Origin of the sequence: Pseudobythopirellula maris (genome assembly GCF_007859945.1) — a bacterium.
Taxonomy (GTDB): Bacteria; Planctomycetota; Planctomycetia; order Pirellulales; family Lacipirellulaceae; genus Pseudobythopirellula; species Pseudobythopirellula maris.
Genome location: NZ_SJPQ01000002.1, coordinates 889,512 through 915,742, shown reverse-complemented (window position 1 = coordinate 915,742; position 26,231 = coordinate 889,512). Strand labels below are relative to the sequence as shown.

Sequence of the window (26,231 nt, the reverse complement as noted above, 5' to 3'; positions counted from 1 at the left end):
GCTCGAACGCGCAGCGGCCTCTCTAACCCTCGGGGACCAAGGAGTTGAGGAACTCGATGTAGGCCGGCCCGTCGGTCGGTTTAATCACGTACTCGTCGGCGCCGACCTCCTTCGAACGCGCGATGTCTGCCGGGTTGTCGGAGTTCGAGAACATGATGATCGGCGGCAGCTCGTCGTAATTCGGCAGTCGCCGGACGGCCTCGGTTACCTCGAACCCGTCCATCGAGGGCATACGCACGTCGATCAGCAAGAGCGAGGGATGGCCGTCGGCGGCGTCGGTGATCGCCGAGAGGTGCTCGAGCAGCTCCTCGCCCGAGCCGAACGCGAGCAACTTGTTCTCGATCTGTGAGCGTTCGAGGTACTGCCGGATGAGCATCACCTCCATCTCGTCGTCGTCAACAAAGACGAGCTCGTTGCTGCTAGCCAATTTTGTCGTCATCGGCTCCTCCGCCAAACGTGAAGCGTACGTGGACCGTGCTGCCTTCCGAGTCGACCGCGATTTTGCCGCGATGGCGGTCGATGATTTTCTTGCAGATACTCAGGCCGACGCCGCTCCCCTCCGAGTCGGCCGACTTGCGAAACAGCTTGAAGAACTCGTTGCGTTTACCATCGGGGATCGAGGAGCCGGTGTTGCTAACCCCGTACTGCCACGAATGATCCTCGAGTTGCGTGGCGGTGAATGCGAGGGTGAACCCGTCGATTTGGGTGTGCCGCAGCGCATTGCGTATGAGATTGTCGTACAACCGAGATACCAAGCCGGGGTAGACGTGCGGCCGGGCCTGGAACTCATCGAAACGGACAACCACATTCCGTTCGCTGAGCTCTTCTTCGTACGTCGGGAGCACCTCGGAAATGAGCGCGTCGAGCGCCACTGGTTCGCGGGCCAAGTGCGATTCTTTCAGATGCGAGAGCGCCCGGAAGTCGTCGATCAGCGCTTGCATGTCGAGCGAGCACTTGGACACGCAGCCGAGAAGTTCCTCGGTTTCCTCCGGATTGGATCCCGTCGGCAGGTCTTCGCTGATCAAGTCGATCAGGTTGCGTTGCTTGCGCAGCGGCTCACGCAGGTCGTGGGCCGCGATGTGGACAAAGTGCTCCAGGTCCTCGTTGGCGATCTCGAGCCGCGAGTTCGATTCGCGCAGCTCCGCCTCTTTCTGGCGAATCGTGTCGGCCATCTGCTTGAACGCGCGGGCCAGGTCGCCCACCTCGTCGTTGAGACGGGTCGGGAGCGTCGGCATCGCCTCGCCTTGGGCGAGCTTTTGGGCTGCGCTGGTGAGCGTTTCCAACGGCCTAGTCTGCATGCGGCCCGCGATCACCCCCACCAGCACGGCGGCGCCGATGAGCAGGGTCGTCACCCCCACGGCGCGGCGAAACACGCCGCTCATCCCTTTGTTCAACGCCTCGTCCGAAGCGGCGACGCCCAACACCACGTAGCGCTGCGGGTCGTCTTTAAAGAGCTCCGCCTTGCGGTAGTGCAGCAGCCCCTTGTATGCGGTGTCGTCGGTTAGCTGAATCGTTAACGACCGTGCGTCGCTTTCGTACAGGGCGGTCGCCTCGGGGTGCTCGTCTTGCAGCCGGTGGGGCGTTCCCAGATCGAATCCGTAAGTCTTGGCCGGGTCGGGGTGCAGCAGGTAGTCGCCGTCGCTATTGGTAATGTAAAAATCGTGGGGCTGGTTCTCCAGGTCGTACAAGTCCGCCAGGAATCTCCCGATGTGGAGGTTGACGACGACGACCCCCAGCGGCTCGCCCTCCGCCGAGTTGACACGGACCGCCGCCCGGAGCATCGGCCGGTGGGGGACCTCGATCTCGCCGTGCTCGCGGTTCAGATCGATACGCGAGAAGAAAACACCGCTCGGAGGCATCCGCATCGCGCCAAGGAAGTAGTCGCGGCCCCCTTTCGGTTGCAGCCTGACATCCGAAACCCTCAGCGGCAGCCCGCCTCCGTCGCGGTCGACGCGCACGATTTCCTTGCCGTCGTTCTTGACCCCGATGAAACGGATCTGTTCGTAGTAAAGCTTGGCGTGGAGCGCTTCGGCAAAGATGTCGGCAAGATACGTGCGATTCCGATCGCCCTGTGCGGTGGCGGCCTCGTCGTCTGCGATCGCCGACTCGGCGACGAAATTGGTCATCGGCAGCGAGGCGAGCAGCCGGACGTCGTTGCTCAGCTCGTGCAGCGCCAGCTCCAGGCGCCGCGACTCGCTCTGCACGAGGTCTTCGAGGCTCAGCCGCTGTTGCTCGTTAACAAGCGCCCGGAATCCACCCAACGAAATCAAACCGATCACCAAGGCCGTGACCAACACGGCGCCGCACGTTAGCAAGCGGATACGGTTGACGGCGTGCATCGTGGCGGGAATCGATGGGATCGAGGAGATAACTGATACAAGTCGCCTAGCGTGCTGAGCCTTGGCGACCGCAGAAAAATAGCACAGGAGTCCCGCCGACGCCGCGCGAATCCGTAGCAACTGCTGAGGGGGCGGGCCGTTGGTCGCATGGCGATCAACAAATTACCGGTCATGGCATGCCTGACCTAGTGATTGTCGGGAAACCACAATTCGCAAGTAGGTAGAAACCACCAATTGTCGATGTCATTCCGGCGTTTGCATCCGCGCGCCGCGGTAGAGGATTTCCTTAGTCGCCGCGTAGCGGCGGGCGAGCTGCGGCAGCTCGTTGGCGTGCCCCAACACCAAGACCGTGTCGCCCCCCGTGAGCGCAAACTCGGCGGGTGGGTCGACGGCGACGCCGCCGTCGGCGCGTCGCACCGCGACAACAAGAAACGCCCGGTTCCCCTTAAGATCGATGTCGCCCACCGTGCCGCCGTCGAGCGGCGAGCCCGCGGCGATTGGCAACTCGTCGAGTTTCAGCCCGATCTGCTCCAGCTCATGCCGCAGGTCGGCTTGGCCCGTGGCGTCGGCGAGCATCTCCTCGGCGCCGGGGCGTGTGATGAGGTGCGCCATCCGCTGCCCGCCGATCACGGCCGGCAGCACCACCCGGTTGGCCCCGCTGCGCAGCAGCTTCTTCTCGGTCGAGGGGTTTTCGGCCCGCGCGATGATCTCCAGCTCCGGGCTCAGCTCGCGCGCCGTGAGCGTGATGAACACGTTCGCCGCGTCGTCCGGCAACACCGTGGCCAGCACGCGGGCCTCGTGGACCCGCGCGCGCGTGAGCACGTCCTCCTCGATGGCGTTCCCCTCGAGGATCAGCATGCCCTGGGCTTCGGCGTCGTTGAGCTTGGCCTCGTCCTGATCGATCACGACGAACGGGGCGCCGGCCTGCTTGAGCTCCAGCGCGAGGATGCGCCCGGCCCGGCCGAAGCCGCACAAGATGGTGTGCCCGACGAGCTCGTCGATGCCGCGCGTCATGCGTCGGCGACTCAGTGCGCGGTTGATCTCGCCTTCCATCACCATTTGGATGAACCCTCCCGCGATGTAAATGACGCAGCCGTAAGAGACGACGATGAGCATCATCGTCACGGTGCGCAGGGTGAGCGTGTCGATCGGCCGGACCTCGCCGTAGCCGACGCCGAAGATCGTGATGACGACCATGTACAGGGCGTCGGCCGCCTCCCAGCCGTGGGCCATGTAGACCGTGGCCGCCAGCGCGCACGTGGTCAGGAAGAAGACCAGCGTGGTGAGCAATCGTTTGAGCGGAACCTGCACGTGCGCTGGGGCCAGCGTGGTGGGAGGGACTCGGTGAAAAGCCCTCGGTTCCGCCTGGGGCTTGGCCCCTAGTGTAGACCCACGGCGGGGCTAGTGGAATCACGCCTAGCTTTTTTGTGGCGTACTCCGCTTACTGCGTGCGCGGCTCGGGGCAACGACTCGACGAAACGTTTGACCGGAGCCGCGCACGAAGTAAGCGGAGAGCGCCGCCCCAGCAGAAACCTCTCCCAGCCACCGATTCAGAGCCGCCGTTTCATAGCCACAGATGCAGCCGCCCGTCGAGCATGTCCGGCAGCGCCGCTTTGACCATCCGCTCGACCTGGCGGGGGTGGTAACGCGTGCTCAGGTGCCCGGCGATCACCAGCTCGTTCTGGAAGCGGTCCTTGCGATCGACGAAGTCGTCGAGGTGCATGTGGCCGAACTTGTGGATCTTCTCTTTGCGGTGCTCGGGCGAGACGAACGTCATCTCGGCGATCAGAATCATGGCCTCGTACATCGCCGGGCACTCGTCGAGTCCCTTCGGGGCGCTGTCGCCCAGGTACGCCACGAGCGGCGTGCGGATCTCGGCCGAGACTTCCTTGCCCGCCTTGCGCAGGTCGCGGATCTCCTCGCCGCTGAGCCCCGTGTACTCCGGCTTGAGCTTCTTGCGGCGGTCCCAAACCAAGTACCCCACGGCCGGCACGGTGTGCTTGGCGGCCGAGACCGTTACGACCAGCTCGCGCGACAGCGTGATCTCGTCGCCCGGCGCCACGCCCTTCAGCTCGCACGGCATGCGGCCGCGATCGAGCCGCGTGAAGTTCTTGAGGATCTCGCGGACCGGATCGATCGTCTCGGTCGGCAGGTAGATCACCGGCGGCGGCATCTTCATCATCCGCCGCCGCGCGATGTAGACCGGCAACGCCGCGATGTGGTCCAGGTGGCCGTGCGTGATGAACCAAGTCTCGGTCCCCATGAAGCCCCACGGCTGGGCGCCGAGGTCGAAGCCGAGCTTCAGCTCGGGCACGCGCCAGTAGCTCTGCACCGCCGCGCGCGAATAGCCCTCGATCGTCAGATCGCCGTGCTTGAGCGTCTTGACCGGGGCGTTGTTGACCATAGGGGAGATGGGCGAGAGTCGGGGGGGCGGGACGCAATCGAAGCCCCGCATCTTAACTACTGCGAAACCCGAGGCCCAGCGTGGGCTAGCAGTGAGAACCGCCAAGTCGCCAAGGACGCCAAGACTCGCCAAACGAGCCGCGCACTCGATCTTGGGGCTGCTTGCGTTTGAGGGAGAGCATGGCTGCAGGAGACGCCTCCCGCAACAAACTTGTCCCGCTCACAATAAGGTCACTGCAAGCCAGGGCGTCCGTTCCGCTTAGCGCGTCTTGGCGTCTTGGCGGTTCCCCCGCTTTTCTTCTAAGCCGCGTCCGTTTCCTCGCCCGCTGAGCTCACCGCCCGCAGTTCGGCGGCCAGCGGCTCGGGGCCGGGGCCGACGACGATGTCGCCGTAGCGACGGCCCTGGACCGCCACGGCGTGGCGGTGACGGACCAGCTCGAGCACCGCCAGGAACACGCCGACCAAGGTCGACTTGTGGACCTGCTCCGGGAACAGCTCGCTGAAGCGGAGCTCGCCCTCGGCGACGATTCGTTCGTGCACGCGGCGCATGAACACGTGGACCGGCGTGCCGTCGTAGCGGACCGCGTGCGGGTCGGGACCGGGGGCCAGCTTGTCGCGCATCACGCGGCCGAACGCGCTCACCAGGTCCCACAGCTCGACGCCCTCGATCGGCTGCTGGGCCGGCTCGCCACGCGGCGCCGGGGCGCGGCTCGCGCGACGGGCGAACCGCAGCCGCCACTGGGCGCCGCGCTCCTCGAGTTCGGCGGCCGCGTCGCGGTACTTCTTGAACTCCAGCAGACGCTCGACCAGGTTCCGCTCGTCGACGCCGTCGCTCGGCTCTTCGGGCGTGTCGTCTTGCTCGTCGTCGGCGCGCGGCAGGACCATCCGCGACTTGAGCTCCAGCAGCGTGCTCGCCACCTCGAGGAAGTCCCCCACCGCATCGACGTTGATCGCTTCGAGCAGGGCGACGTACGTGAGGTACTGCTCGGTCAGCTCGGCGAGCGGCAAGTCGGCGATCTCGACCTCCTCCTTCCGCACCAGGTACAGGAGCAGGTCGAGCGGTCCGTGGTAGAGGTCGAGATCGACTTTGAAGGGCATCGGACGGCGAGCCGGAGGGGGGCAACGAGACAATCGCGGCGGAGCTTAGCAGGGCGGTGCAGACACGACGACCCGAACCGCCCGTTGACGGCGGGGGCACAAAAAAAGAGACCCCGCTGCCGAGCAGCGGGGTCTCTTCGATCGTCGGGCGCTTCGCCGGCTCGCTAAGGCGTGCTAGCAAAGGCCGCTTGTACAGCTCAGCAGCCGCAGGCGGGCTCGCAGACCGGCTCGCAGCAGTCGTTGCCGCGGAAGCGCTTGAAGAGACCCTTCAGCTTGCCGCCGAAGTGGTGCTTCTTGCAGCACGGCTCGGGCTCGCAGCAAGTCGGCTCGGGGGCACAGCAGGGGGCTTCTTCAACAACCGGCTCGCAGCACGGCGCGGGAGCGGGCTCCTCGCAGCAGACCGGAGCGGCCTCTTCGCAGCAAACGGGCTCGCAGGCCGGCTCGCAGCAATCGTTCTTCTTGAAGCAGCCGAACAGCCCAGCCTCAGCGCTGGCGGCGGCCGAAACAAACAACGCCGCGACCAGGGCGGCCTGCACGAACTTCTGGAAACGCATCGTCTTACTCCCTCAAACCAGGTGGGTCAAAAAACGCAAAACAAACAAAAGAGACAAGCTGAGCAGCAGGGGGTGGCCACGTAAGGCCTGGGGCGCCGCTCGTCAGGGGTGGGTCGAAGCTCGTCTCACACGACTGAAGGATGGCTCGTATTTGGCGTGCTGGCAAAAATTTGCATCCGGGAGGGATGCGCAGCTTTTGCCGCCTACGAGGGTGAGGCTACCAGTCTCGGTGGGGATGTCAAGCACCCCCACCCCGTGGAAACCCGGCTAAACCACCGGTCGGTGAGCTCGCTCGCGGAGCGGGTCTTAGCCCTGCGGCCGCTGCCGATGTGGAGAAAGCCCACGCCTGGGTGGACACACGCCGCGGCGCAACCGGTGCGATCGCCCCAATCGCGTCGGCAAGACAAGCGATCGGGCGCGTCCACGCGGCTGGCGGGGCGACTCGGGGAGGCGGAAAGTCGGCCTCAGCGCACCGCTGTTTCGCCCGGGGCCTGCGCCGTACGCGGCGTCGCGTCGCCGGCCGGCTGGTCGACGAAGCGGCTCGGATCGGGCTGGGCGGGGGGAGAGCCCTCAGGGGTTTCGAAGCTGATCACGGCGGGGGGCTGGCCCGGGCCGATCTCGGCCGCCACGCCAGCCACGCCCCAGCGCTGGCCCTCGTAGCGCATCAGGCAGCAGATCTCCTCGGTCACTTCGGCGCCCGGCTCGGAGAGGGTGAACTGAACGGCGGCCTCGGTGTCGGAGACCTGCCGCACCTCGCCCATGGTGAATCGTTCGATGTCGAAGCCCACCGGCGAGAAGCCGCCCCCCTGCTCGGCCAGCTCAATGGCCGCCGGGGTGAGCTGCCGGGCCGCCATGTCCGTGTCGCCCTCGATCACCGCCCGCATGAACGCCTGGGCGGCTTCGCCGATCGGGCCCCCGGTGGGGCTGCCGAGCGTCGGACCCGCGGGCGCGCCTGATGGAGTGCTGCTAGACGAAGCTGGCGGCGTGTCCGAGCCGCCGCACCCCACTCCCATTGCGGCTGACGAAAGCGTGGCGATTACCGTGAGCTTGCGCAGGAGGCTGGGCATGGTGGGACCGTGGTCGTGCGGATTGGATGGAAATGGCGAAATGGCAAACAGCGCGGAGTTTTGCAAACGCCCCTCCAGGGGTCAACGCCGATGCCGCCCACGAAGCAACCCGCCGGGCAGAGCGACTGGCGTGCCGCCCGGCGGGCGCCTAAGCTAGCCCGATTGACGGGCCGTCCGCGGCCCCAGGCAAGGATCTTCCCCGCACTTTCTCCCCTGTTAGACGCCCGATGCTGAAACGGACCCCCGAGATCGATTTCGCCTGCGACGCCGTGCGCGAAGCCGCCCGCCTGGCGCGGCGTGTGCAAGCCGAGATGGTGACCGACGCCCTCACCAAAGGGGACAAGTCTCCTGTGACGGTGGGCGATTTCGCCTCGCAGGCCGTGGTGGCCCGGCGGCTCGAGACGGCCCTGCCCGGCGCGCTGCTCGTGGGCGAGGAGTCGGCGGCCGACCTGCGCGAAGAATCGGGCGCAGCGACGCTCGAGCAGGTGCTCAAGTTCGTCCGCGAGTCGCTCCCCGACGCCACCCCCGCCCAGGTGTGCGAGTGGATCGACTGCGGCGCCAGCGACTGGGAAGCAGACGCTTGGCCCGACGCCTACTGGACCCTCGACCCGATCGACGGCACGAAAGGCTTCCTCCGCGGCGACCAATACGCCGTGGCTCTGGGGCTGATCCAGGGGGGGGAGGTGCAGATTGGCGTGTTGGGCTGCCCCGAGTTGGCGGTCACGACCGAGGGCCTCAGGCCCGAACGCGGCGGCGCCGGGGCGTTGCTCGTCGCGGCCCGCGGCCAAGGGACCTGGGTCCAGCCGATCGACGGCGCGGGCGACGACTGGCGCCGTCTGAGCGTCTCCGACGAGTCGGACCCCACACGCACCCGCATGCTCCGCTCGGTGGAGAAGGGGCACACGAACCTCGGCGCCATCGACCACCTGGGATTGGCGATGGGCATCGCCGCCGAGCCGGTCGGCATGGACAGCCAGGCGAAGTACGCCGTACTGGCCGCCGGCGGGGGTGAGATGATCGTGCGGCTGCTCTCGGAGGACCGCCCCGACTACCAGGAGAAGATCTGGGACCAAGCCGCCGGTTCGATCGTGGTCGAAGAGGCCGGGGGCCGCGTGACCGACCTCGAAGGCCGGCCGCTCGACTTCGGATACGGCCGCACCCTGGCGGGCAACCGCGGCGTGGTGGCGACCAACGCCCACCTGCACGAGGACGCCCTGGCGGGGCTCCGCGAGATCCATGCCTGAGGCTCGCCGGCGAGCCGCCAGCGTCAGCGCCCGGAGCAGATGGCCCGAAAACGCCTAAATTCTCGCTGCAGAGTCTTTTAAGCGACGCTTACGCTGATTGACCCCCGGTGTGAAAACCGATATTCTGGCTGGACTCGCGACCCCCCGAACGGCCCGGGGGGAGTGCTCGTGATACTGAATGCCTCTCGGCCGATCGCTGCCAACGCCGGATTGCCGCTGCCGCTCAGGTTTCGACCTGGGCCCCAAGCGGTGCGAGCCGGTGTGCCCTTCCACTGGAGAATTGTGATGTCGACCCTCGTTAAAGACCTCGTTGAAGCGGGCGTTCACTTCGGCCACCGTTCGAGCCGTTGGAACCCCAAGATGCGGCCGTACATTTACGCCCGCAAGAACACGATCCACATCATCGACGTCCGCGAGACCATCAAGGGTCTGCTGCGGGCCAAGAAGTACCTGGCGAACGTCGCGTCGCGCAACAGCCTGATCCTGTTCGTCGGCACGAAGCGTCAGGCGGCCGAGACGATCGAGCGTGAGGCCTCTCGCTGCGGCATGCCCTTCGTCGCCGAGCGTTGGTTGGGCGGCACGCTGACCAACTTCCGCACGATCCGCGACCGCCTCTCGCGGCTCGAGGAGCTGGAGCTGATCCGCCAGGGCGAAGGCATCCAGTCGTACTCCAAGAAGATGCAGTCGACGCTCAACCGCGAGTACCGCAAGATCTACCGCAACCTGAACGGCATGCGGACGATGACCCGCCTGCCGGAGTGCATGGTGGTGGTCGACCCCCGCAAAGAGAAGAACGCGGTCAAAGAGGCCCGCAAGCTCGGCGTGGCGGTGGTGTCGCTGATCGACACGGACTGCGACCCGGACACGGTCGACCTGCCGATCCCGGGCAACGACGACAGCCTGCGTTCGATCGAGCTGATCGCCAAGCTGCTGGCCGACGCGGTGCTGGCCGGCAAGGCTCAGGCCGCCGCCCAGCAGCAGACCGCCAACGAGGGCGCCGACGTGAAGCCAGCCGCCCCGCAAGCCGCAGCTGCCCCCGCCGCCGCACCAGCCGCCCCGGCCGAGCCCGCCGCCACGGAGGCCCCTGCGGCCGCCGAGCCGGCTGCCGACAAGACCGAGGCTGTCGCCACGTCTGGCGAGTGAGCCCGTCAGCGTTGTGGGGCGACAAGCCCCCCGGCGCCGACAACCAAAGCCACCTCGACACCCAGGCGTCGCGCAAGAGACCCGCTCGTCGACGAGCGGGTTTCGCCCCCACGGCGGCGCCGTACCACCTTAACCCCCCACCCGCGCCGGCCCCTCAGGGCGCCGGCCCACGAGGAGAATCCCCCCGATGGCAGAGATCACGGCGGCCATGGTCAAGGAGCTGCGCGAAGAGACGCAGCTGCCGATGATGGATTGCAAGAAGGCGCTCGTCGAGTCCGGCGGCGACAAAGAAGCGGCCAAGCAAGCGCTGCGTGAGAAGGGCGTGAAGCTGATGGACGGTCGCCGCGACCGCGTCACCGAAGAGGGCCGCGTGGCCGTTTACACGAGCATCGAAGACGGCGTCGGCGCGATCGTCGAGCTGCAGGTCGAATCGGCCCCCGTGGCCGGCAACGAGGAAGTGGTCGCCTTGGTCAACGACCTGGCGAAGCAGCTCGCCACCGGCCCCGGCGCCGCGACCCCCGACGAGCTGTGGGATCAGCCCTCGCCGAGCGACTCGGGCAAGAAGCTCCGCGACGTGAAGGAAGACCTCGAGAACCGCATCCGCGAGGTCTTCAACCTCACCCGCATCAAGCGGGCCGATTCGGCCTGCGGCGGCTACGTCCACTTCGACGCCAAGAGCGGCGTGCTGCTCGAGGTCGAAGGCGGCACGCCCGAGCTGGCGAAGGACATCTCGATGCACGTGGCCGCCATGCAGCCGGCCGCCACGAGCAAGGACGACCTCGACCCGGCCCTGGTGGAGAAGGAACGCACCACGCTCATCGAGGCCGCCCGCGCCGAGGGCAAGCCGGACAACATCATCGAGAAGATGGTCGAGGGCCGGATGCGCAACTTCTACGCCGAGAGCGTGCTCAGCGAGCAGCCGTTCGTCAAAGACGACAAGCAAACGGTCGGCAAGGTCGCCAGCGCCGGCGGCATGACGATCAAGGGCTTCACGCTCTGGAAGGTCGGCCAAGAGGCCTGATCGCCCGCGAGCGACTCGTAGTATAAGACACCCAAAGAGCCCTGGCCACGTTAGGCTGGGGCTCTTTTTTGATGGTATATCGACAGCGGCATCGATATAACAACGGCCTGCAACTAAATCATCGCGATACTCTTTTCACGCGAGGTCACAATGGGCTTCTCGACCATCTACTTGCGGCCGTTTGCGTTCGATCGCAAGCTAGAAAACGAACACGCTAACGAGCTGTTCGAGTTCAACGATACCGAGCACCAAGATGAGAACGGCGAACCAGGTGGCGACGGAAAGCCGCCGACCTATTATTGCCAGTGGGTTCCGACAGAAGATCGCTCCGGGTTGGAATGGGACAAGAACGAGAAGTTTATTTTTGGCGAAGAGTGGCTGGAGTACCTGATCAAAAAATACCTCTCGCCGTGGGGTTACACACTGAATGGGGAGAGCCCCTGGTACATCGACGATTTCGAGCAGGCCGGGATCCTGCGTGTTGTCGACAACGTGGTTAGCAACGAGCCGCACGACATCAATGCCATCAAAGACGAGTACGGTGAATACGACTTGTATTCGCTCTAGCCCCAGAAACATTAGGCCGGACCTAGGAGTGGCCACCTAGGGCGAAGTGAGGAGCGTCAAGCCGTCACCTGCCCATGAGCCGGTCGACCGCCGCGCCGATGTCCGCCTCGCGCGTGAGCGACTCGCCCACGAGGATCGCGTCGACGCCCGCGTCGGCGAGCCGACGCACGTCGTCGTGCGTCTTGACGCCGCTCTCGCCTACCAGCAGACGGTCGGCCGGCACCCGTTCGCGCATCCGCAGCGTGTGGCCGAGGTCGACCTCGAAGGTCCTCAGATCGCGGTTATTGACCCCAATCAGCCGGGCGCCGCTCTCCAGCACGGCGTCCAGGTTCTCCGGCTCGTAGAGCTCCACGAGCGGCGTCATGCCGAGCGCGACCGCCGCGTCGTGCAGGTCCTTCAGCTCCGAGGGCGTGAGGCACTCGGCGATCAGCAGCACGGCGTCGGCGCCCACGCTGCGGGCCTCGAGCAGTTGGTATTCATCGAGGATAAAGTCCTTGCGGAGCGCCGGGATGCCGATCGCCGCGCGGGCGTCGCGGAGGTACTCCAGCTTGCCCTGGAAGTACGGCTCGTCGGTCAGGATGCTCACGCAGCTGGCGCCGTGCGCCTCGTAGGTCCGTGCGATCTCGATGGGGTCGAAGTCCTCACGGATCAGCCCCGCCGACGGGCTCGCCTTCTTCACCTCGGCGATCAGCTTGATCGGGCCGCCGTCGCGGGGGCGTTCTTGGGCCAGGGCGGCGAAGAAGTCCCGCGGCGCCGGGGCCCGCTCGGCCGCCCGCCGCAGCTCGTCTGCTGGCGTCGCTAGCTTGGCGGCGGCGATCTCCTCGCGCTTCGTGGCGACGATCTTGTCGAGAACGGACATAAAGGGGGGGCGTGGTGCGGGATTGTGTAATGGGGAGCGTTCGGTAGGCCCGCCGGCCGATCCGCATTCCGTCGATCGGCCGGTTTCCCTACGATCGGCGCGTCGCGGGGAGCCTGATAGCATGCGCCCAAGGGTTGCGTCGGGCAAACCCTCCCGTGACGAAAAGACACTCCCCGAGCGAACACATGAGCGACGGCTACCGGATCGAAAAAGACACGATGGGCGAGATGCGCGTGCCCGAGAGCGCGTTGTACGGGGCCTCGACCGCGCGAGCGGTCGACAATTTCCCCATCGCCCACGAGCCCGTCCCGGCGGTCGTGATCCACGCGTTCGGCCGCCTCAAGGCCGCCTGCGCCGAGGCGAACCTCGCCCTCGGCAAGCTCGACGAGCGCCGCGCCGCCGCCATCGTCGAGGCCGCCAACGAGGTCGCCTCCGGCGAGCACGACGATCACTTCCCGGTCGACGTGTACCAAACCGGCTCGGGCACCTCGACGAACATGAACGCCAACGAGGTGATCGCCAACCTCGCCAACCAGAAGCTCGGCCTCGGTCTGGGGGCCAAGGGCGCCGAGGACGCGGTCCACCCGAACGACCACGTGAACGACGGCCAGTCGAGCAACGACACGTTCCCCACGGCGATGCACATCGCCGCCGCTTGCGAGATCCACGGCTCGCTGATCCCGGCGCTCGACCGGTTGTGCGAGGCGCTCGACGCGAAGGCCGAAGCGTGGGACGCGATCGTCAAGATCGGCCGCACCCACCTGATGGACGCCACGCCGATCCGCGTCGGCCAAGTCTTCGGCGGCTACGCCGCGCAGGCGCGCTTTTCGGCCACCCGCGCGGGCCGCGCCCTGGCGCGGCTGCTGGAGAACCTGCCGATCGGGGGCACGGCCGTCGGCACCGGCATCAACACCCACCCGGAGTTCGCCGCCAAGGTGTGCGACAGCCTGCACGCGGCGACCGGGCTCGATTTCGAAGAGGCCGCCAACCACCCCGAGGCCCAAGCCGCCAAGGACTCGTTCGTCGAGGCGCACGGCGAGCTGAAGGCGATCGCCGTCGCGCTGTCGAAGATCGCCAACGACATCCGCTTGCTCGGCAGCGGCCCGCGCTGCTCGATCTTCGAGCTCACCCTGCCCGCCACCCAGCCCGGCTCGTCGATCATGCCCGGCAAGGTGAACCCGGTCATCTGCGAGAGCATGATGCAGGTGGTCTGCCGTGTCGTCGGCAACGATTCGGCCGTCACGATGGCCGGCATGGGGGGCGTCGGCTCGCTATTCGAGCTGAATGTCGCGATGCCGGTGATGATCGACGCCTTCATGGAGTCGGTCAAGCTCTTGGCCAACGCGTCGAACGTCTTCGTCGACAAGCTGCTCGATGGCCTCGAGGTGAACGAAGAGCGTTGCCGCGAGCTGATCGACCAGTCGCTGATGATGGTCACGTCGCTGGCGCCGCTGGTGGGCTACGAGAAGTCGGCCGCGCTGGCCAAGGAGGCGTTCGCCTCGGGCAAGACGATCCGCGAGCTCTGCCTCGAGCAAAAAGTCCTCCCGCCCGAGGAACTCGAGGCGGCGCTCGAGCCCACCAGCATGACACGGCCACACGCCTAGCGGCTGACAAGCCCGCAGGGGCCGGCCCCCGGATAGATTCCACACGCAAGGAAACGTCGCATGGACGCGAGACTCCGAAACCGGGCGCTGGCCGCCGCGCTGCTCTCGACCCTGGGCGCCGCCGCCCCGGCGTCGGCCGAGCCCGCGCAGGCCGACGGCGCCCAAGCGATCCGCTCGGCGTTCGACTTGCCCGCGCCCCGCAAGAAGCCCCGCCCCACGCAGCCACAAGCCACGGAGGCGGCTACGGATTTAGCCCCGGGCGAGGCCCTGGACTCGACCGCGAGCCCGCAGTCGCCCGCCGAGCCGTTGCAGCTGCGCGGCCGCGACGCAAACGCCAGCAAGCTGCGGCTGCGGCGAGCGATGGAACTGCCCGCCAAGCCGGCGCCGCAGGCAACCAGCCGCCCCGCAGCGAAAGTCCAGGAGCCGGCGGCCCCGGCTTCGGATCCTGTGGAGCCCATTCATGTCGAAACAAACGCGGCGGTCGTCACGGCGGCGTTCGACGGCGTGCTGAAAGAGGTCCCCCGCGCAAACGCCCCCAAGCTGCTCCCCACGCCGGCCACCGACGAGACCCCGCCGACGCCGATGGCAATGAGCAGCCAGCCCCGCCGTTCGCAGCAGGGCCTCTCGCTGGTCGCCCCGTCCCAGGCCGCCCCGTCCCAGGCCACCCCGTCCCAGGGCACAGCGTCGTTGACGGTCCAGACGCACGCTACGCAATCGCATGAGGCCCAATCGCTAGCAACCCAGCCGCTGTCGGCCGGCGAACTCGCCAAACGCGAGAACCGCCGCAAGGCGCGAGAGCTGAACCGCCGCGGCTTAGCCAACGCCCAAGCCGGCGACGACGACGCCGCGCTGTCCGATTTCCAGCACGCCCTGCGCCTCGACGCCGAGTGCTGGGGGGCCCTGCACAACCACGCCGTGAGCCTCGCCGAGCGGGGCGATCTGGAGCGGGCCGACGCCGGTTTCAGCCGGCTGCTCCGAGCGCGGCCCGACGACGCCCTTGCGCTGCAGAACCGCGCGGAGATGCGGCTGTGGTCCGGCGATGCCGCCGGCGCGCTGGCCGACTGCGACGCCGCTCTGGCGGCCGCCGAGCCGTCGGCCGAGTTGCTCGAGCTGCGCGGCTCGGCCCGTCGCACCGTGGGCGACGCAGCCGGGGCGCTGGCCGACTTCACCGCCGCGTTGGAGCAAACGCCCGATCACACGCCCTCGCTCGTCGCGCGGGCGAAGCTGCACGCCACGCTCGGCCGCCACGCCGAGTCGATCGCCGACCTGAAGCGCGCCCTGCGTAGCGACCCGCGTTCGGTCGACGCTTACAGGGTCGCCGCGTGGGTGCTGGCCACGTGCCCCGACAGCCAGCTACGCGACCCGGCCCGCGCGCTCGAAGCCGCCCGCCGCGCGCAGAATCTTGGCGACTCCACCGACCCGCGGACACTCGACGCCGCGGCGGCGGCGCTGGCGGCCAGCGGCCGTTACGAGGAGGCTGCCGACTTGCAGGGCCGCGCCCTCGCCGGCGCCCACGTCTCGTCCCACGGCGAGCTGCGTGCGAGGCTCGAGCTGTACCGTGCCGGGCGGGCCTACCTCGATCTCACGGAGCGGGTCGACTGGCCCGCCGTCCAGCGGGTCAGCCACGAGGTTGCCCCCGGGCAAGCCGCTCGCTAGAGCGCACTACCGCTATCCGTAGCGTTGCTTTCGCCTTATCTAAGTCGAATCACACCGCCACACACGCTAGAGCGGTTTGCTCATAGGTGTAGACGCTCGGCTCGCGATCGGCGTCATGGCTTCGTCAGCCTGCATCGACAATGCACCGCATTGCCTGCTTCGGCTTCCTCGCCACGCCGCCAATCGCTTCCCCCCTCGTCCACACCAATTCGAAAACCGCTCTAAGCATCCCTGCGATTCGCACTAGCAGCGGCAAAGTGGGGTGACTCGACCGGCTTTGCCGGTAATGCCGACTTCTTCGGTTATTCGCTTCACGCAAGTGGCGCCGGCCGTCCGATCCTTCTATCTGCGTGGCGAGACCGCGCCCCGCTCGCTCACCCGCCTCGGCGGGCGATCCTGCGGAGGCCTCTCGCCATGGTGGATTCAAGCTCCAAGGAAGGGGAACGGTCCGATGCCGCTTTGTCGTGTAGTTGTGCGTTGTACGTGGGCAGGCTTTGTAGGCTTTGCGGTTCTGAGCGGGGCCAACGCCTCCGCCGCCGAATCGCAGGCTCCGAAGCGGTTCACGCTTTGGGATGCGGTCAAGTCGAACTTCGCCTCGGAGGACGAGGCCCAGCCCAGCGCGGCGCCCGAGAAGGTCGTTCGCTCGCAGCCCACACGCCGCAGCATCGCCCAGCCCGCCACCCGCGGCGGAGCCCAGCCCCAGGCTAGCAGCTTCGCCCGCAGCGGCTCGCCCGCGGCCCCGCAAGACGCGGCCCGCACGCCCCAGCCGATGGCCCCGGCTCCCGCCCAATCCACACGCGGCGGCGGACTGCTCGGCCTGCTTGGTTTCGGTGACGCTCCCGAAACCGACGCTCCCGAAACCGACGCCCCGCAAGCGACCTTTGCTCGCGACACACCGACGCAGCAACGCATGCCCTCGCTCGCCAACCGCCCGGAGATGAATCGCCCGTCGCTAAGCGGCCCGGTGGTCCAACCGAGCAAGACGAACAACCGCTACGCATCCGCCGCCAACACACCCAACGGGCAGCGGCCGCAGGCGGCTGGGCTGGCCCTATCGGCCCGTCCGATGGCCACCCGTCCGATGCCCACCGCGCCGCGTTGGAGCGAGATCCCGACCGACAAAGAGTTCGACATCGTCGAGACGCCCGGCTCTCTCGCTCTCGCCAGCGACACGCTCGACGCCGAGCAGCAGGCCGCCGATATGAAGTTGCCCGAGAGCAAGGTTGCCCGGGCTGACTTCGGCACCGAAGTGGTCAACGGCCCTGCGATGGTGGGCCCGGTCATCACGGGTCCCAACGGCGCCGATCTCAGCCGCACCGGCGGCGACGAGACGAGCCCCGAGCAAGAGACGCCCACCCCGCTGTTCCCCGCGAACATGGCGGTGGTGGTCAGCGACACCGGCCTCGGTGAAGCGGGCCCCGAGGAATTAGACTACGAGACGACCACGGCGATGACCCCCGAAGAGATGACGGTGGTGATCAGCGACAAGGCTCAGCTAGAGCCGCCGATGCCCACGCAGATGGCCTCGCCGTTGGGCCCGGTCTCTCCGGCGCTCGCCGCCAGCGAACAAGCCACCGCGGCGCCGGCGGTCGAGTCCGACGCGCCGGCCGACGCCCAGCAACCGACCGAAGCGGCCGCCCGCCTGCTGGCCATGGCGCACGCCGAAGCCAAGGACGCGAAGACCGAAGCGGAGCTCACGACCATCATCCAGCGTTGCCAGTACGTGCTGGCGATCGACCAATCGGAGGCGGCCGTCGGTTACAGCCAACAGCTCGCGGCTTGGTCGTTCCTGAAGCGGGGCGAGCTGAAGGCCCATGCCGGAAACGACTCCGAGGCGCGGCTCGACTTCGAAGACGCCCTGGCGATGAAGCCCGGATACACCAAGGCGGTCATCGCCCTCGGCGAGCTGCTGGCTCGCACCGGTGACTACGACGCCGCGACCGAGCGATTCGACACGGCGATCGAGCTGAAGCCGCAAGACGCAATGCCGCACGCCTTCCGAGCGACGATGCACGTGTTCGCCGGCGAGTACGAGGCGGCCGTGGAAACCTACCAGCACGCCATCTCGCTCCAGCCCGACCTGGCGATGGCCCACCAGGGCTGCGGCCGCACGCTGCACCTGCTGGGTCGCCACGAAGAGGCCCTCCGGCACGCCGACGCGGCGTCGCTGCTGATGCCCGAAGACGCCGAGGTGGCGGTCGCCCGGGCCGACCTGCTCACCGACATGGGCCGCTACGCCCAAGCGGCGGCCGGCTACCGCCGGGCGATCGAGCTGAACGACTCGCTGCCGGCGGCCTTCCTCGGGCTGGCGTGGCTCGAGGCCACCTGCCCGGACAAGTCGGTCCGCAACCCGGAGGGAGCGCTCAACCACGTGAACCGTGCTTGCAAACTCACCGACGAGGTGAGCGACGTGACGCTCGACACCGCGGCGGCGGCGATGGCCGCCATGGGCCGCTACGACGAGGCCGCCGAGGTGCTGGAGCGGGCGATCGCCCTGGCACCCGAGGAAGCGGCCGGCGCCTACCGCCAGCGGCTCGCCGGCTACCGCAGCGGCGTGGCCTACACCAGCCCCACGGCGAGCGTCGTGCGGCAAGTCACCTTCGAGCAGCCGCTCGCCACGCCCGAGTTCTGAGTCTGACCAACACCGGCGAATCGCCGGATCGCTAGAGGCGTCGGGCGCGAGTCTTTCTGGAGACTCCGCCGCCCGGCATGCTGAGGGGGGGAAACGAAAGCCCGGCCGAGAAATCGGCCGGGCTTTTTGTGATTCCAGGCGAGCCGTGAGCGTAAGCGACCGGAGCGGCTGACGCGTCTCAATTGTGCTGCGAGCCGCTCCGGTCGCTTAGGCTCATGGCTCGCCAGTTGCTTTTCGGGCAGGCTGTCCCGATCGCGGGTCATGCGTTTCAATAGGGGCTGCGACCGAAGAGCCCCCCATGAACGAGGAGACCCCGTGCCCCGCTACGCCCTCTGCAACGAGACCTACCAAGACGCCCCGCTCGACGAAGCCTTCAAGGACATGAGCGACGCCGGGTACCAGGGGGTCGAGATCGCCCCCTACACGCTGTGCGAAGACCCGACGCACCTGACCGAAGAACGGGGCGCCGAGATCGCCCGCATGGCAGCCGACCACGGCGTGGAGGTGATCGGCCTGCATTGGCTGCTGGTCAAACCCGAGGGCCTGCACCTCACCACGCCCGACCGCATGCTCCGCGCCAAGACCGCGGCGTTCGCCGGACACCTCGCCAAGGTCTGCGCGGCGATGGGGGGCAAGGTCATGGTGTGGGGCAGCCCCAAGGCGCGCGAGGTGCTGCCGGGCGAGGACCGTCTGGAGGCGATGAAGCGCGCCGCCGAGGTGCTGCACGGCGTGTGCGAGACGGCCGGCCCGCTCGGCGTGACGATCGCGTTCGAGCCGCTCGGCCCGGCCGAGACGAACTTCGTCACCACCGCTGCCGAGGGCGTGGAGCTCTGCAAGCTGGTCGACCACCCGGCGTGCAAGCTGCACCTGGACGTCAAGGCGATGGCGAGCGAAGTGGCCCCCGGCAAAGGCAGCGGCGAGGCGATTGCCCAGATCGTCCGCGACAACAAGGAGTGGCTCGCCCACTTCCACGCCAACGACCCGAACCTCCGCGGCCCGGGGCAGGGCGAGGTCGACTTCAAGCCGATCGCCTCCGCTCTGGAGGAGATCGAATACGGCGGCTGGGTCAGTGTCGAGGTGTTCGACTACACGCCCGACCCGGCGACCATCGCCCGCCAGAGCATGGCCTGCCTGCGCGAGAGCTTTTCGGCCGGCTGAGCCGCCATGTTTCAGGCGGCTTTGTTTCGGGGGGTGAATTGGTCAGGGCGGCTTGTGGCAAGCGGCTAGGCGCATCGGCCCGCCTGGGGCCTTTCGCCGCTGGCGGGCGGCGGCTGGAAGGTTGGCCATCGCACCCATAACCCCCGAATGCGGGGCGGGTTTGGCCGTACCCCGGTCCCACCACGCCCCGCCGAGCTGTTACAATGGATCGATCCCGCCCTTGTCTCCAAGGGCCCCCTCCTTCCTCCTTTCCACACGCCGTCTCGAAGAGGCCTTTCTGTGAGCATCGACCGCCGTGATTTCTTGTCCGCCACCGCCGCGGCTGCCGCGTTAACCGCCCTCGGCCCCGTCGCCCGCGCCGCCACGGCGCCGAGCGACGTCCGCATGGCCGTGATCGGCTTCAAGGGCCGTGGCAAGTCGCACATCGAGTGGTTCAACAAGAACCTCGTGGCGCTGTGCGATGTCGACCAAGACGTCCTCGCCAAGGCCAACAGCAAGTTCGGCAAGGACTACGGCCGCGAGCTCGACACCGAGACCGACTACCGCCGCTTGCTGGAGCGCGACGACATCGACGCCGTGTCGATCGCCACGCCGAACCACACGCACTCGCTGATCGCCATCGCCGCGATCGAGGCCGGCAAGGACGTGTACGTCGAGAAGCCCGTCTCGCACAACATCTGGGAGGGCCGCCAGCTCGTGGCCGCCGCCCGCAAGCACAACCGCATCGTGCAGTGCGGCACGCAGTCGCGTTCGTCCAAGTGCCTGCAAGAGGCGGTCGCCTACGTCCAGAGCGGCGCCCTCGGCAAGATCCAGTACGCCCTGGGCACCTGCTACAAGGCGCGGCCTTCGATCGGCAAACGCGACACCCCGCTGCCGATCCCCGGCACGGTCGACTACGACCTGTGGTGCGGCCCGGCCGACAAGGTCGACCTCTACCGCACGAAGCTGCACTACGACTGGCACTGGGACACCAACACCGGCAACGGCGACATGGGCAACCAGGGCATCCACCAGATGGACATCGCCCGCTGGTTCCTCGGCGAGAAGCAGCTCGCGCCCCGCGCGATCAGCGTCGGCGGCCGCCTCGGTTACGACGACGCCGGCAACACGCCGAACTCGCAGACCGTGCTGTTCGACTACAAGGCCGCGCCGCTGCTGTTCGAGACCCGCGGCCTGCCGGTCTCCAAGGCGGGCCAGAAGCAGTGGGGCCGCTCGATGGGCAAGTTCCGCGGCTCGCAGATCGGCGTGATCGTGCAGTGCGAAGACGGCTACGTCTTCGCCGGCAACAGCTACAGCAGCGCGACCGCCTACGACAACCGCGGCGAGCAGATCAAGCACTGGACCGGCTCGGGCGACCCGGCGGGCAACTTCCTGGCGGGCGTCGAGGCGCGTGACCCGTCGATCCTCAACGCCGAGATCCAGGAGGGCCACCTCTCAAGCGCGCTCTGCCACCAAGGCATGATCTCGCACCAGGTCGGCGAGAAAGCCCGCACCGAGGAGATCGCCGAGCGATTCGCCGCCAACCCGCTGATGTCGGCCTCGGTCGACCGGCTGTTCGGCCACCTGCGGGCTAACGGCATCGACATCGACTCGGGCGACGGCGCCCTGACGCTCGGCGCCGACCTGGAGCTCGACACCGCGACCGAGACGTTCACCAACAACGACGCCGCCGCCGAGCTGAGCAAGCGCATCGGCCGCGACTCGTTCCAGATCCCCGACTACGGGGTCTGATCGGCGACGACCCGGCAGCCTGAATCCCCCGCAGCCCCGGCCAAGCTTGGCCGGGGCTTTTTCATGCGCTGGGCGGTTTTGCGGCTCCTGCTCATTGCTCCAGCGTGGGTGGTCAAGCGCTTTTGGCCGCGCGCGCAGCAGCGATTCTTGGCCGTTCGCGATTTAGTTGTAACCGCCTACGGGTCCTACGGTTGCGGGGTGGTTCATGGCGAAGGGAAGCGTCGAGAATCGGCTGGTGGAATTCGTGGTGGTCGATTTGAGCGCCGCGGGTCGTGGTGGGGGCGCCCTCCCCTCCCGGAGGGGACGGGGCTCTCCTTCTGCATTACGATTCGAGTGGGTCGTGAGCCCCAGCCCGCCAGGGCGGGGAGCGTCGCCGCGGTCGGCTTGGCGCCACGCCCTCGGCGATGCTAAGAATGCGAACCTTCCGCGACAGCCGAGTCACACTGCTAACCGCTTGCCAGAGGACCGCCCATGCCCGAGCACCGCATCTACCGAATGGCGTTCGCCAAGGTCTACCCGCTCTACGTGCAGAAGGCGGAGCGGAAAGGCCGCACGCAGGACGAGGTCGATCAGATCATCTGCTGGCTGACCGGCTACGACACCGATGGCCTCAAGAGACAGATCGATTGCGGGTGCGATTTCGAGGCCTTCTTCGCAGAGGCCCCAGCGCTCCATCCGAACGCATCGCTGATCAAGGGCGTGGTCTGCGGGGTGCGTGTCGAAGAGGTCGACGACCCGCTGATGCAAAAGATCCGCTTCCTGGACAAGCTCATCGACGAGCTCGCCAAGGGGAAAGCGATGGAGAAGATCCTGCGCGCGTGAGTCGGCGCCAAGGGTGACGATTCGCAATCGCCCGCCGACACGGCTATCATGCCGGCATGCTCGGCGACTTGCCTACACCCCCCGGACACGCTCCCTCGTCCCTGGTCACGCTCGGGGTTCTCGTTTTGCTCGTCATTGCATGGCACACGCTCGAGTGGCTGCTGGGGTGGTGAGATTCTCGTGGGAAAGCTGCGCCTGGCAAGCCTGCACTACTTTAATCTCGGGGCAGGCCACGAGGCCACTCGGCGGCGATGGCTACGACGCGGTGTGATAAAGGCATTGGGCGATATCGCCAGCCGTTGTTGCAGTTGGAGCGGTGGGCTGCGTGGTAGCATCACGCGGCGGTGCGGACTCGGTCTACACAAGGATCTTCAGCGGTGTGCCAAACCGCTGAAGTTAGCGAAAACAACAACCCGCCGCGGTTGAGGCAAGCCCGGCGGTTATGGTGTCTCTTCTGCTCAGGGTGACGCTCTCTGATATGCCCGCTATCGCCACAATTGGGCAGGGCAGGCTGCTCGTGCGAATTTCGGCGCCGAGTTGCTACTTAGCGACGTGGATGATCGCAGGGGTTGGTTGGGGCCGAAGCCAAAACAGTGCACGTGTAACGAATCAGACTCGCGATTCCCGCAGGGCCGTGACGGTCGGTCGTTGCCCTTCTAGAAAGCTTTTGGGCTTCCGGTTAGACAAGTATTCGATTAGCCCATTAGTCGACAAAGCCGGGCATAGCTCATGTGGGGACTTTCCTGTTACTCCTATCCCTGCCACCTTGTTCGAGAAACCCGTTATGGCTCGCTGCAGTCGTTCAAATGCAAGACACCGTCCACTCTCGGTCCGAGCTTCGCGCATCCGCCCACTCCGCCTCGAGCCTCTCGAAGACCGTCGTATGCTGGCGGTGTTCACCGTCAATAATCTGAACGACAGCGATGTGACCATGGCGGGCGACCTGCCGGGCAGCCTGAGGCAGGCGGTCTTCGATGCCAATCAGAATGCGGGGGCCGACACGATCGAGTTCGGACAGCTTTTTAACAATGCTCAAATCATCGAGCTCGTAGGTGAGCTTCCGCAGATTACCGACGACCTGACGATCACCGGACCGGGGACGGTTCCGCTGACGCTCGACGCAGGCGACGGCCTAGACAATAAGTTAGGCACGTACGATGGTTTCCGGCACTTCCTGATCGACGACCGTCACTCTGAGAACGAGATCACGGTCGTGATTAGTGGCCTGACGCTCACCGGGGGTGATAGCAGCTTCGAAGGTGGGGCGATCCTAAACTTCGAGCGGCTCGAACTCACCAACAGCACCCTCTCGGGAAATTCGGCCGCCTTTAGCGGCGGTGGGATCAGTAATAGAGGCACGGGGACCCTCACGCTCACCAGCAGCACCCTCTCCGATAATTCGGCCGGCGGCAGTGGCGGCGGGATCATAAACCGGGGCACTACGGCACTCACCGGCAGTACTCTCTCGGGAAATTCGGCCGCCCTTAGCGGCGGCGGGATCAGTAACAGAGGCACGGGGACCCTCACGCTCACCAGCAGCACCCTCTCCGGAAATTCGGCCGGCTCAAGCGGCGGCGGGATCAATAACAGTGGCGCGGCGACGATCACTGTCACCAGCAGTACACTCACCGGGAATTCAGCCGACACAAGCGGCGGCGGAATCTATAGCAGAGGCAGGGCGACGGTCAGCAGCAGCATCGTGGCGAACAGCCTTTCGGACGGAGACGTGCGCTTGCTTGGCCCATTCACCATCAATTACAGCCTAATCGGCGATACGGCCGGCTCCGGCCTGGTCACGTCGACTGGCGTTGGTAACCTGCTCGACCAGGCCCCGCTGCTCGGCCAGTTGGCCGACAACGGTGGCCCCACCAAGACGCACGCTCTTCTGCCGGGCAGTCCGGCTCTGAACGCAGGGGACGATTCAGTAGTCGAACCTTTTGACCAACGCGGTACGCCCTTCGTTCGAAACTACGGCGGCGGAGTCGACATCGGCGCATTCGAAGCGTCACTCCTGGTCGTCAACAGCAAGGCCGACATCGATGACATGGACGACGGCAACGACACGACAACCTTGCGCGAAGCGATCCGCCGTGCGAATGACGATGAACAGTCCGTTGACGGGATTGCATTCGATTTGATCTTCTTCTCGACCCATCAGACAATCCTGCTCAGCTCGCAGCTTCCTACGATCGCCCGAAGCGTAGTGATTGTTGGCCCCGGGCAACAGCTGTTGACCATCGACGCGGGTTACGGCGCCGACAACACGCCTGCTACCGGCGATGGCTTCCGCCACTTCAATATCGACGACGGGCAAGAGGGGCTCTTCCGCGACGTGACGCTCAGCGGCATGACCCTCACCGGCGGTGATACGGCCAGGGGCGTCGGCTTTGCGAATCCCGGTGAATCTGGCGGTGCGATCTTCTCCCGCGAAAGCCTTACCCTGCTTAGTACATCCGTCACTGGCAATGCTACAGGAGATGGTGCAGACGGCGTCGACATGGCAGACGGTGGGAGTGGCGGAAACGGCGGAGGTATCTATAGCACTGGTAAGCTGACGATTTCCGGCAGCACTATTAGCGGGAACACCACTGGAGGTGGCGGAGACGGCGGAGACAGTGGAGGTGGCGGATTCGGAGGAGATGGAGGAATGGGTGGAATTGGTGGAGGCATCAATAGCACTGGTCCGCTAACGATTACCGATAGCACTATTAGCGGGAATACTACGGGAGACGGCGGGCGAGGCGGAAATGGTGGATACGGCGGATATGGCGGACACGGCGGGAGCGGCGGAGGAGTTTCTAGCACTGACGCTCTGTTGGTCACCGGTAGCACCATCATCGGAAACACCACAGGAGACGGCGGATTCGGCGGATCAGTCTATGCTGGTGCATTTGGTGGAAACGGTGGAAACGGTGGAGGATTCTTTAGCTCTAGCAATAGCATGTTGACGATTTCTGGCAGCATTATTAGCGGGAACACTACAGGAGACGGCGGAGACGGCGGAGTGACCTATAAAGAAGTTTATGGTGGAGGATACGGCGGATACGGCGGAAACGGCGGAGGTTTTTCTGGCTCGGGTGTGCTGGCCATTACCGGCAGCACCATCAGCGGGAACACCACGGGTGCCGGGGGATACAACGACGATCACGACCGCGAAAGCATAGGTGGAAGAGGCGGTGGCATTCATAGGCCTAGCTACAGTTCATTGGCGATTACCAGCAGCACTATTAGCGAGAACTCCACGACGGGCTTTTCCGCCCATGGCGGCGGCATTTGGACGAAAGATTTGACCGTATCGATCGACAGCAGCACGATCACGGCTAACGCGGCCCGAGGTGTCGGAGGTGGCGTCAACCATTTTTCGGGCGTTTTTTACGACAACGAACGGCTCACGATCCGTAACTCGATCGTCGCCGGCAACAACGACAGCGGTACGGCGCCCGATCTCGAGGCGTTAAATGGTCCAGCCAATGAGCTCACGGTCGAGTTCAGCCTGATCGGTAACAACCTGGGTACGATGCTCACAGCGGCGCCTGTCAGTTCGCCCGACGCCGACGGCAACGTTATCGGCGCCGTCAGCAGCGTCATAAGCCCACGACTCGGTCCGCTCGCCAATAATGGCGGCCCCACACGAACCCATGCGTTGCTGCCGGAGAGTCCGGCTCTCAACGCTGGCTCATCGAGTGAAGCTTTCGACCAACGTGGGTTCCTACGCAACGTCGGCGGCGTCGACATCGGCGCCTACGAGGCCCAAGGCCCGGTGACCGCCGCCTCCGGTGACTACAACCGCAACGGCGTAGTCGATGCAGCGGACTTCACGGTCTGGCGAGATGCGCTCGACACAGCAACGCCGGTGACGCCGCTCACCGGCGCCGACGGCGATGGCGACGGATTCGTCACCCGCCAGGACTACGATGTGTGGGTCAGCCACTTCGGCTTTACTTACACGCTGCCCACTCCGGCGTTCGAGGTTTCGCCTGCAAGCCCCCTCACGCCGTTGGCCGAGCCGCAGCCTGCCCCAGAGAGGGTCCGTGCTGCCGCAGACGAGGTTTTTGCCCTTTGGCTCGCGCAGGCCTCGGTCGCTATAGAGGATGACCAGACGTTCGAAGAGACCCTCGCTATGCCGTCAGACGAAGACCTGCTGCTGCTCGTCCTCACCGCAGCGGCCGAGGACGAGCAAGAAATCCCCGAAGGCTTCTCACTCGGCAACTTGGAAGACGTGACAGACGACACGGCCGACAGACTCGAACTCGTGCTGAGCGATTTCTGAGCGGCTCGGCGTGCGGACTTTTCGTCCAGACGGCGGCAATGTGTTTTGTCGCCACGCCCACGA

General features: G+C 66.4%; 19 protein-coding genes. 11 read left to right on the top strand and 8 right to left on the bottom strand.

Annotation, left to right across the window (positions count from 1 at the left end):
- Positions 1-22 precede the first annotated feature (22 nt).
- From Mal64_RS11370 to Mal64_RS11340, 7 genes are all read right to left on the bottom strand, one after another.
- A complete protein-coding gene (locus Mal64_RS11370; protein WP_146400185.1) occupies positions 23-439 on the bottom strand; it encodes a response regulator in 417 nt (138 codons plus the stop codon).
- Positions 420-2,339 carry a sensor histidine kinase gene (locus tag Mal64_RS11365; RefSeq protein ID WP_146400183.1) on the bottom strand — a complete coding sequence of 640 codons (1,920 nt, stop codon included), beginning with the start codon at positions 2,337-2,339 and terminating at the stop codon, positions 420-422. The genes Mal64_RS11370 and Mal64_RS11365 overlap by 20 nt, the downstream gene beginning before the upstream one ends.
- A 243-nt stretch (positions 2,340-2,582) precedes the next feature.
- Positions 2,583-3,650, bottom strand: a complete 1,068-nt coding sequence (locus Mal64_RS11360) for a potassium channel family protein (RefSeq protein WP_231993677.1) — start codon at positions 3,648-3,650, stop codon at positions 2,583-2,585.
- Positions 3,651-3,903: 253 nt separating this feature from the next.
- Positions 3,904-4,743, bottom strand: coding sequence for an MBL fold metallo-hydrolase (locus Mal64_RS11355; RefSeq protein ID WP_146400181.1), 840 nt, complete (start codon positions 4,741-4,743; stop codon positions 3,904-3,906).
- A 299-nt stretch (positions 4,744-5,042) separates the two neighbouring features.
- A complete protein-coding gene (locus Mal64_RS11350; RefSeq protein ID WP_146400179.1) occupies positions 5,043-5,840 on the bottom strand; it encodes a segregation and condensation protein A in 798 nt (265 codons plus the stop codon).
- A 197-nt stretch (positions 5,841-6,037) separates the two neighbouring features.
- Positions 6,038-6,394, bottom strand: a complete 357-nt coding sequence (locus Mal64_RS11345) for a hypothetical protein (protein WP_146400177.1) — start codon at positions 6,392-6,394, stop codon at positions 6,038-6,040.
- A 464-nt stretch (positions 6,395-6,858) separates the two neighbouring features.
- Positions 6,859-7,461: a hypothetical protein gene (locus Mal64_RS11340; protein WP_146400175.1), complete on the bottom strand. Its 603-nt coding sequence runs from the start codon at positions 7,459-7,461 to the stop codon at positions 6,859-6,861.
- A 227-nt stretch (positions 7,462-7,688) separates the two neighbouring features.
- Between Mal64_RS11340 and Mal64_RS11335 the strand changes: the two genes are divergently transcribed.
- The 4 genes from Mal64_RS11335 (at position 7,689) to Mal64_RS11320 (ending at position 11,436) form a co-directional block, all read left to right on the top strand.
- Entirely contained in the window at positions 7,689-8,705 is a 1,017-nt protein-coding gene (locus tag Mal64_RS11335) for a 3'(2'),5'-bisphosphate nucleotidase (protein WP_146400173.1), read from the top strand.
- Positions 8,706-8,990: 285 nt separating this feature from the next.
- Positions 8,991-9,848 carry a 30S ribosomal protein S2 gene (gene rpsB / locus Mal64_RS11330; protein WP_146400171.1) on the top strand — a complete coding sequence of 286 codons (858 nt, stop codon included), beginning with the start codon at positions 8,991-8,993 and terminating at the stop codon, positions 9,846-9,848.
- A gap of 187 nt (positions 9,849-10,035) precedes the next feature.
- Positions 10,036-10,869: a translation elongation factor Ts gene (gene tsf, locus Mal64_RS11325; protein WP_146400169.1), complete on the top strand. Its 834-nt coding sequence runs from the start codon at positions 10,036-10,038 to the stop codon at positions 10,867-10,869.
- A 150-nt stretch (positions 10,870-11,019) separates the two neighbouring features.
- Positions 11,020-11,436 carry a hypothetical protein gene (locus Mal64_RS11320; protein WP_146400167.1) on the top strand — a complete coding sequence of 139 codons (417 nt, stop codon included), beginning with the start codon at positions 11,020-11,022 and terminating at the stop codon, positions 11,434-11,436.
- A gap of 64 nt (positions 11,437-11,500) precedes the next feature.
- Here the strand turns inward: Mal64_RS11320 and trpC are convergent, their stop codons facing one another.
- Positions 11,501-12,295 (bottom strand): indole-3-glycerol phosphate synthase TrpC, encoded by a 795-nt coding sequence (gene trpC / locus Mal64_RS11315; RefSeq protein ID WP_146400165.1) that lies wholly within the window; start codon positions 12,293-12,295, stop codon positions 11,501-11,503.
- Between the two features lie 185 nt (positions 12,296-12,480).
- Between trpC and Mal64_RS11310 the strand changes: the two genes are divergently transcribed.
- The 7 genes from Mal64_RS11310 (at position 12,481) to Mal64_RS20285 (ending at position 26,168) form a co-directional block, all read left to right on the top strand.
- Entirely contained in the window at positions 12,481-13,899 is a 1,419-nt protein-coding gene (locus Mal64_RS11310; RefSeq protein WP_146400163.1) for a class II fumarate hydratase, read from the top strand.
- Positions 13,900-13,959: 60 nt separating this feature from the next.
- Positions 13,960-15,555 (top strand): tetratricopeptide repeat protein, encoded by a 1,596-nt coding sequence (locus tag Mal64_RS11305; protein WP_146400161.1) that lies wholly within the window; start codon positions 13,960-13,962, stop codon positions 15,553-15,555.
- 472 nt (positions 15,556-16,027) lie between these two features.
- On the top strand, positions 16,028-18,187 hold the full coding sequence (locus tag Mal64_RS11300; protein ID WP_146400159.1) for a tetratricopeptide repeat protein: 2,160 nt from the start codon (positions 16,028-16,030) through the stop codon (positions 18,185-18,187).
- A 315-nt stretch (positions 18,188-18,502) separates the two neighbouring features.
- Positions 18,503-19,345 (top strand): sugar phosphate isomerase/epimerase family protein, encoded by an 843-nt coding sequence (locus tag Mal64_RS11295; RefSeq protein WP_146400157.1) that lies wholly within the window; start codon positions 18,503-18,505, stop codon positions 19,343-19,345.
- 279 nt (positions 19,346-19,624) lie between these two features.
- On the top strand, positions 19,625-21,076 hold the full coding sequence (locus tag Mal64_RS11290; protein WP_197525677.1) for a Gfo/Idh/MocA family protein: 1,452 nt from the start codon (positions 19,625-19,627) through the stop codon (positions 21,074-21,076).
- A gap of 471 nt (positions 21,077-21,547) precedes the next feature.
- Complete coding sequence (locus Mal64_RS11285; RefSeq protein ID WP_146400152.1) at positions 21,548-21,898, top strand: DUF2200 domain-containing protein; 351 nt, start codon at positions 21,548-21,550, stop codon at positions 21,896-21,898.
- Between the two features lie 883 nt (positions 21,899-22,781).
- Complete coding sequence (locus Mal64_RS20285) at positions 22,782-26,168, top strand: choice-of-anchor Q domain-containing protein (protein WP_146400150.1); 3,387 nt, start codon at positions 22,782-22,784, stop codon at positions 26,166-26,168.
- Positions 26,169-26,231: the final 63 nt, after the last annotated feature.

Coding starts and splice junctions, on each gene's coding strand:
- Mal64_RS11370 (WP_146400185.1), bottom strand. CDS start 439: ATGACGACAAAATTGGCTAGCAGCAACGAGCTCGTCTTTGTTGACGAC.
- Mal64_RS11365 (WP_146400183.1), bottom strand. CDS start 2,339: ATGCACGCCGTCAACCGTATCCGCTTGCTAACGTGCGGCGCCGTGTTG.
- Mal64_RS11355 (WP_146400181.1), bottom strand. CDS start 4,743: ATGGTCAACAACGCCCCGGTCAAGACGCTCAAGCACGGCGATCTGACG.
- Mal64_RS11350 (WP_146400179.1), bottom strand. CDS start 5,840: ATGCCCTTCAAAGTCGATCTCGACCTCTACCACGGACCGCTCGACCTG.
- Mal64_RS11345 (WP_146400177.1), bottom strand. CDS start 6,394: ATGCGTTTCCAGAAGTTCGTGCAGGCCGCCCTGGTCGCGGCGTTGTTT.
- Mal64_RS11340 (WP_146400175.1), bottom strand. CDS start 7,461: ATGCCCAGCCTCCTGCGCAAGCTCACGGTAATCGCCACGCTTTCGTCA.
- Mal64_RS11335 (WP_146400173.1), top strand. CDS start 7,689: ATGCTGAAACGGACCCCCGAGATCGATTTCGCCTGCGACGCCGTGCGC.
- rpsB (WP_146400171.1), top strand. CDS start 8,991: ATGTCGACCCTCGTTAAAGACCTCGTTGAAGCGGGCGTTCACTTCGGC.
- tsf (WP_146400169.1), top strand. CDS start 10,036: ATGGCAGAGATCACGGCGGCCATGGTCAAGGAGCTGCGCGAAGAGACG.
- Mal64_RS11320 (WP_146400167.1), top strand. CDS start 11,020: ATGGGCTTCTCGACCATCTACTTGCGGCCGTTTGCGTTCGATCGCAAG.
- trpC (WP_146400165.1), bottom strand. CDS start 12,295: ATGTCCGTTCTCGACAAGATCGTCGCCACGAAGCGCGAGGAGATCGCC.
- Mal64_RS11310 (WP_146400163.1), top strand. CDS start 12,481: ATGAGCGACGGCTACCGGATCGAAAAAGACACGATGGGCGAGATGCGC.
- Mal64_RS11305 (WP_146400161.1), top strand. CDS start 13,960: ATGGACGCGAGACTCCGAAACCGGGCGCTGGCCGCCGCGCTGCTCTCG.
- Mal64_RS11285 (WP_146400152.1), top strand. CDS start 21,548: ATGCCCGAGCACCGCATCTACCGAATGGCGTTCGCCAAGGTCTACCCG.
- Mal64_RS20285 (WP_146400150.1), top strand. CDS start 22,782: ATGCTGGCGGTGTTCACCGTCAATAATCTGAACGACAGCGATGTGACC.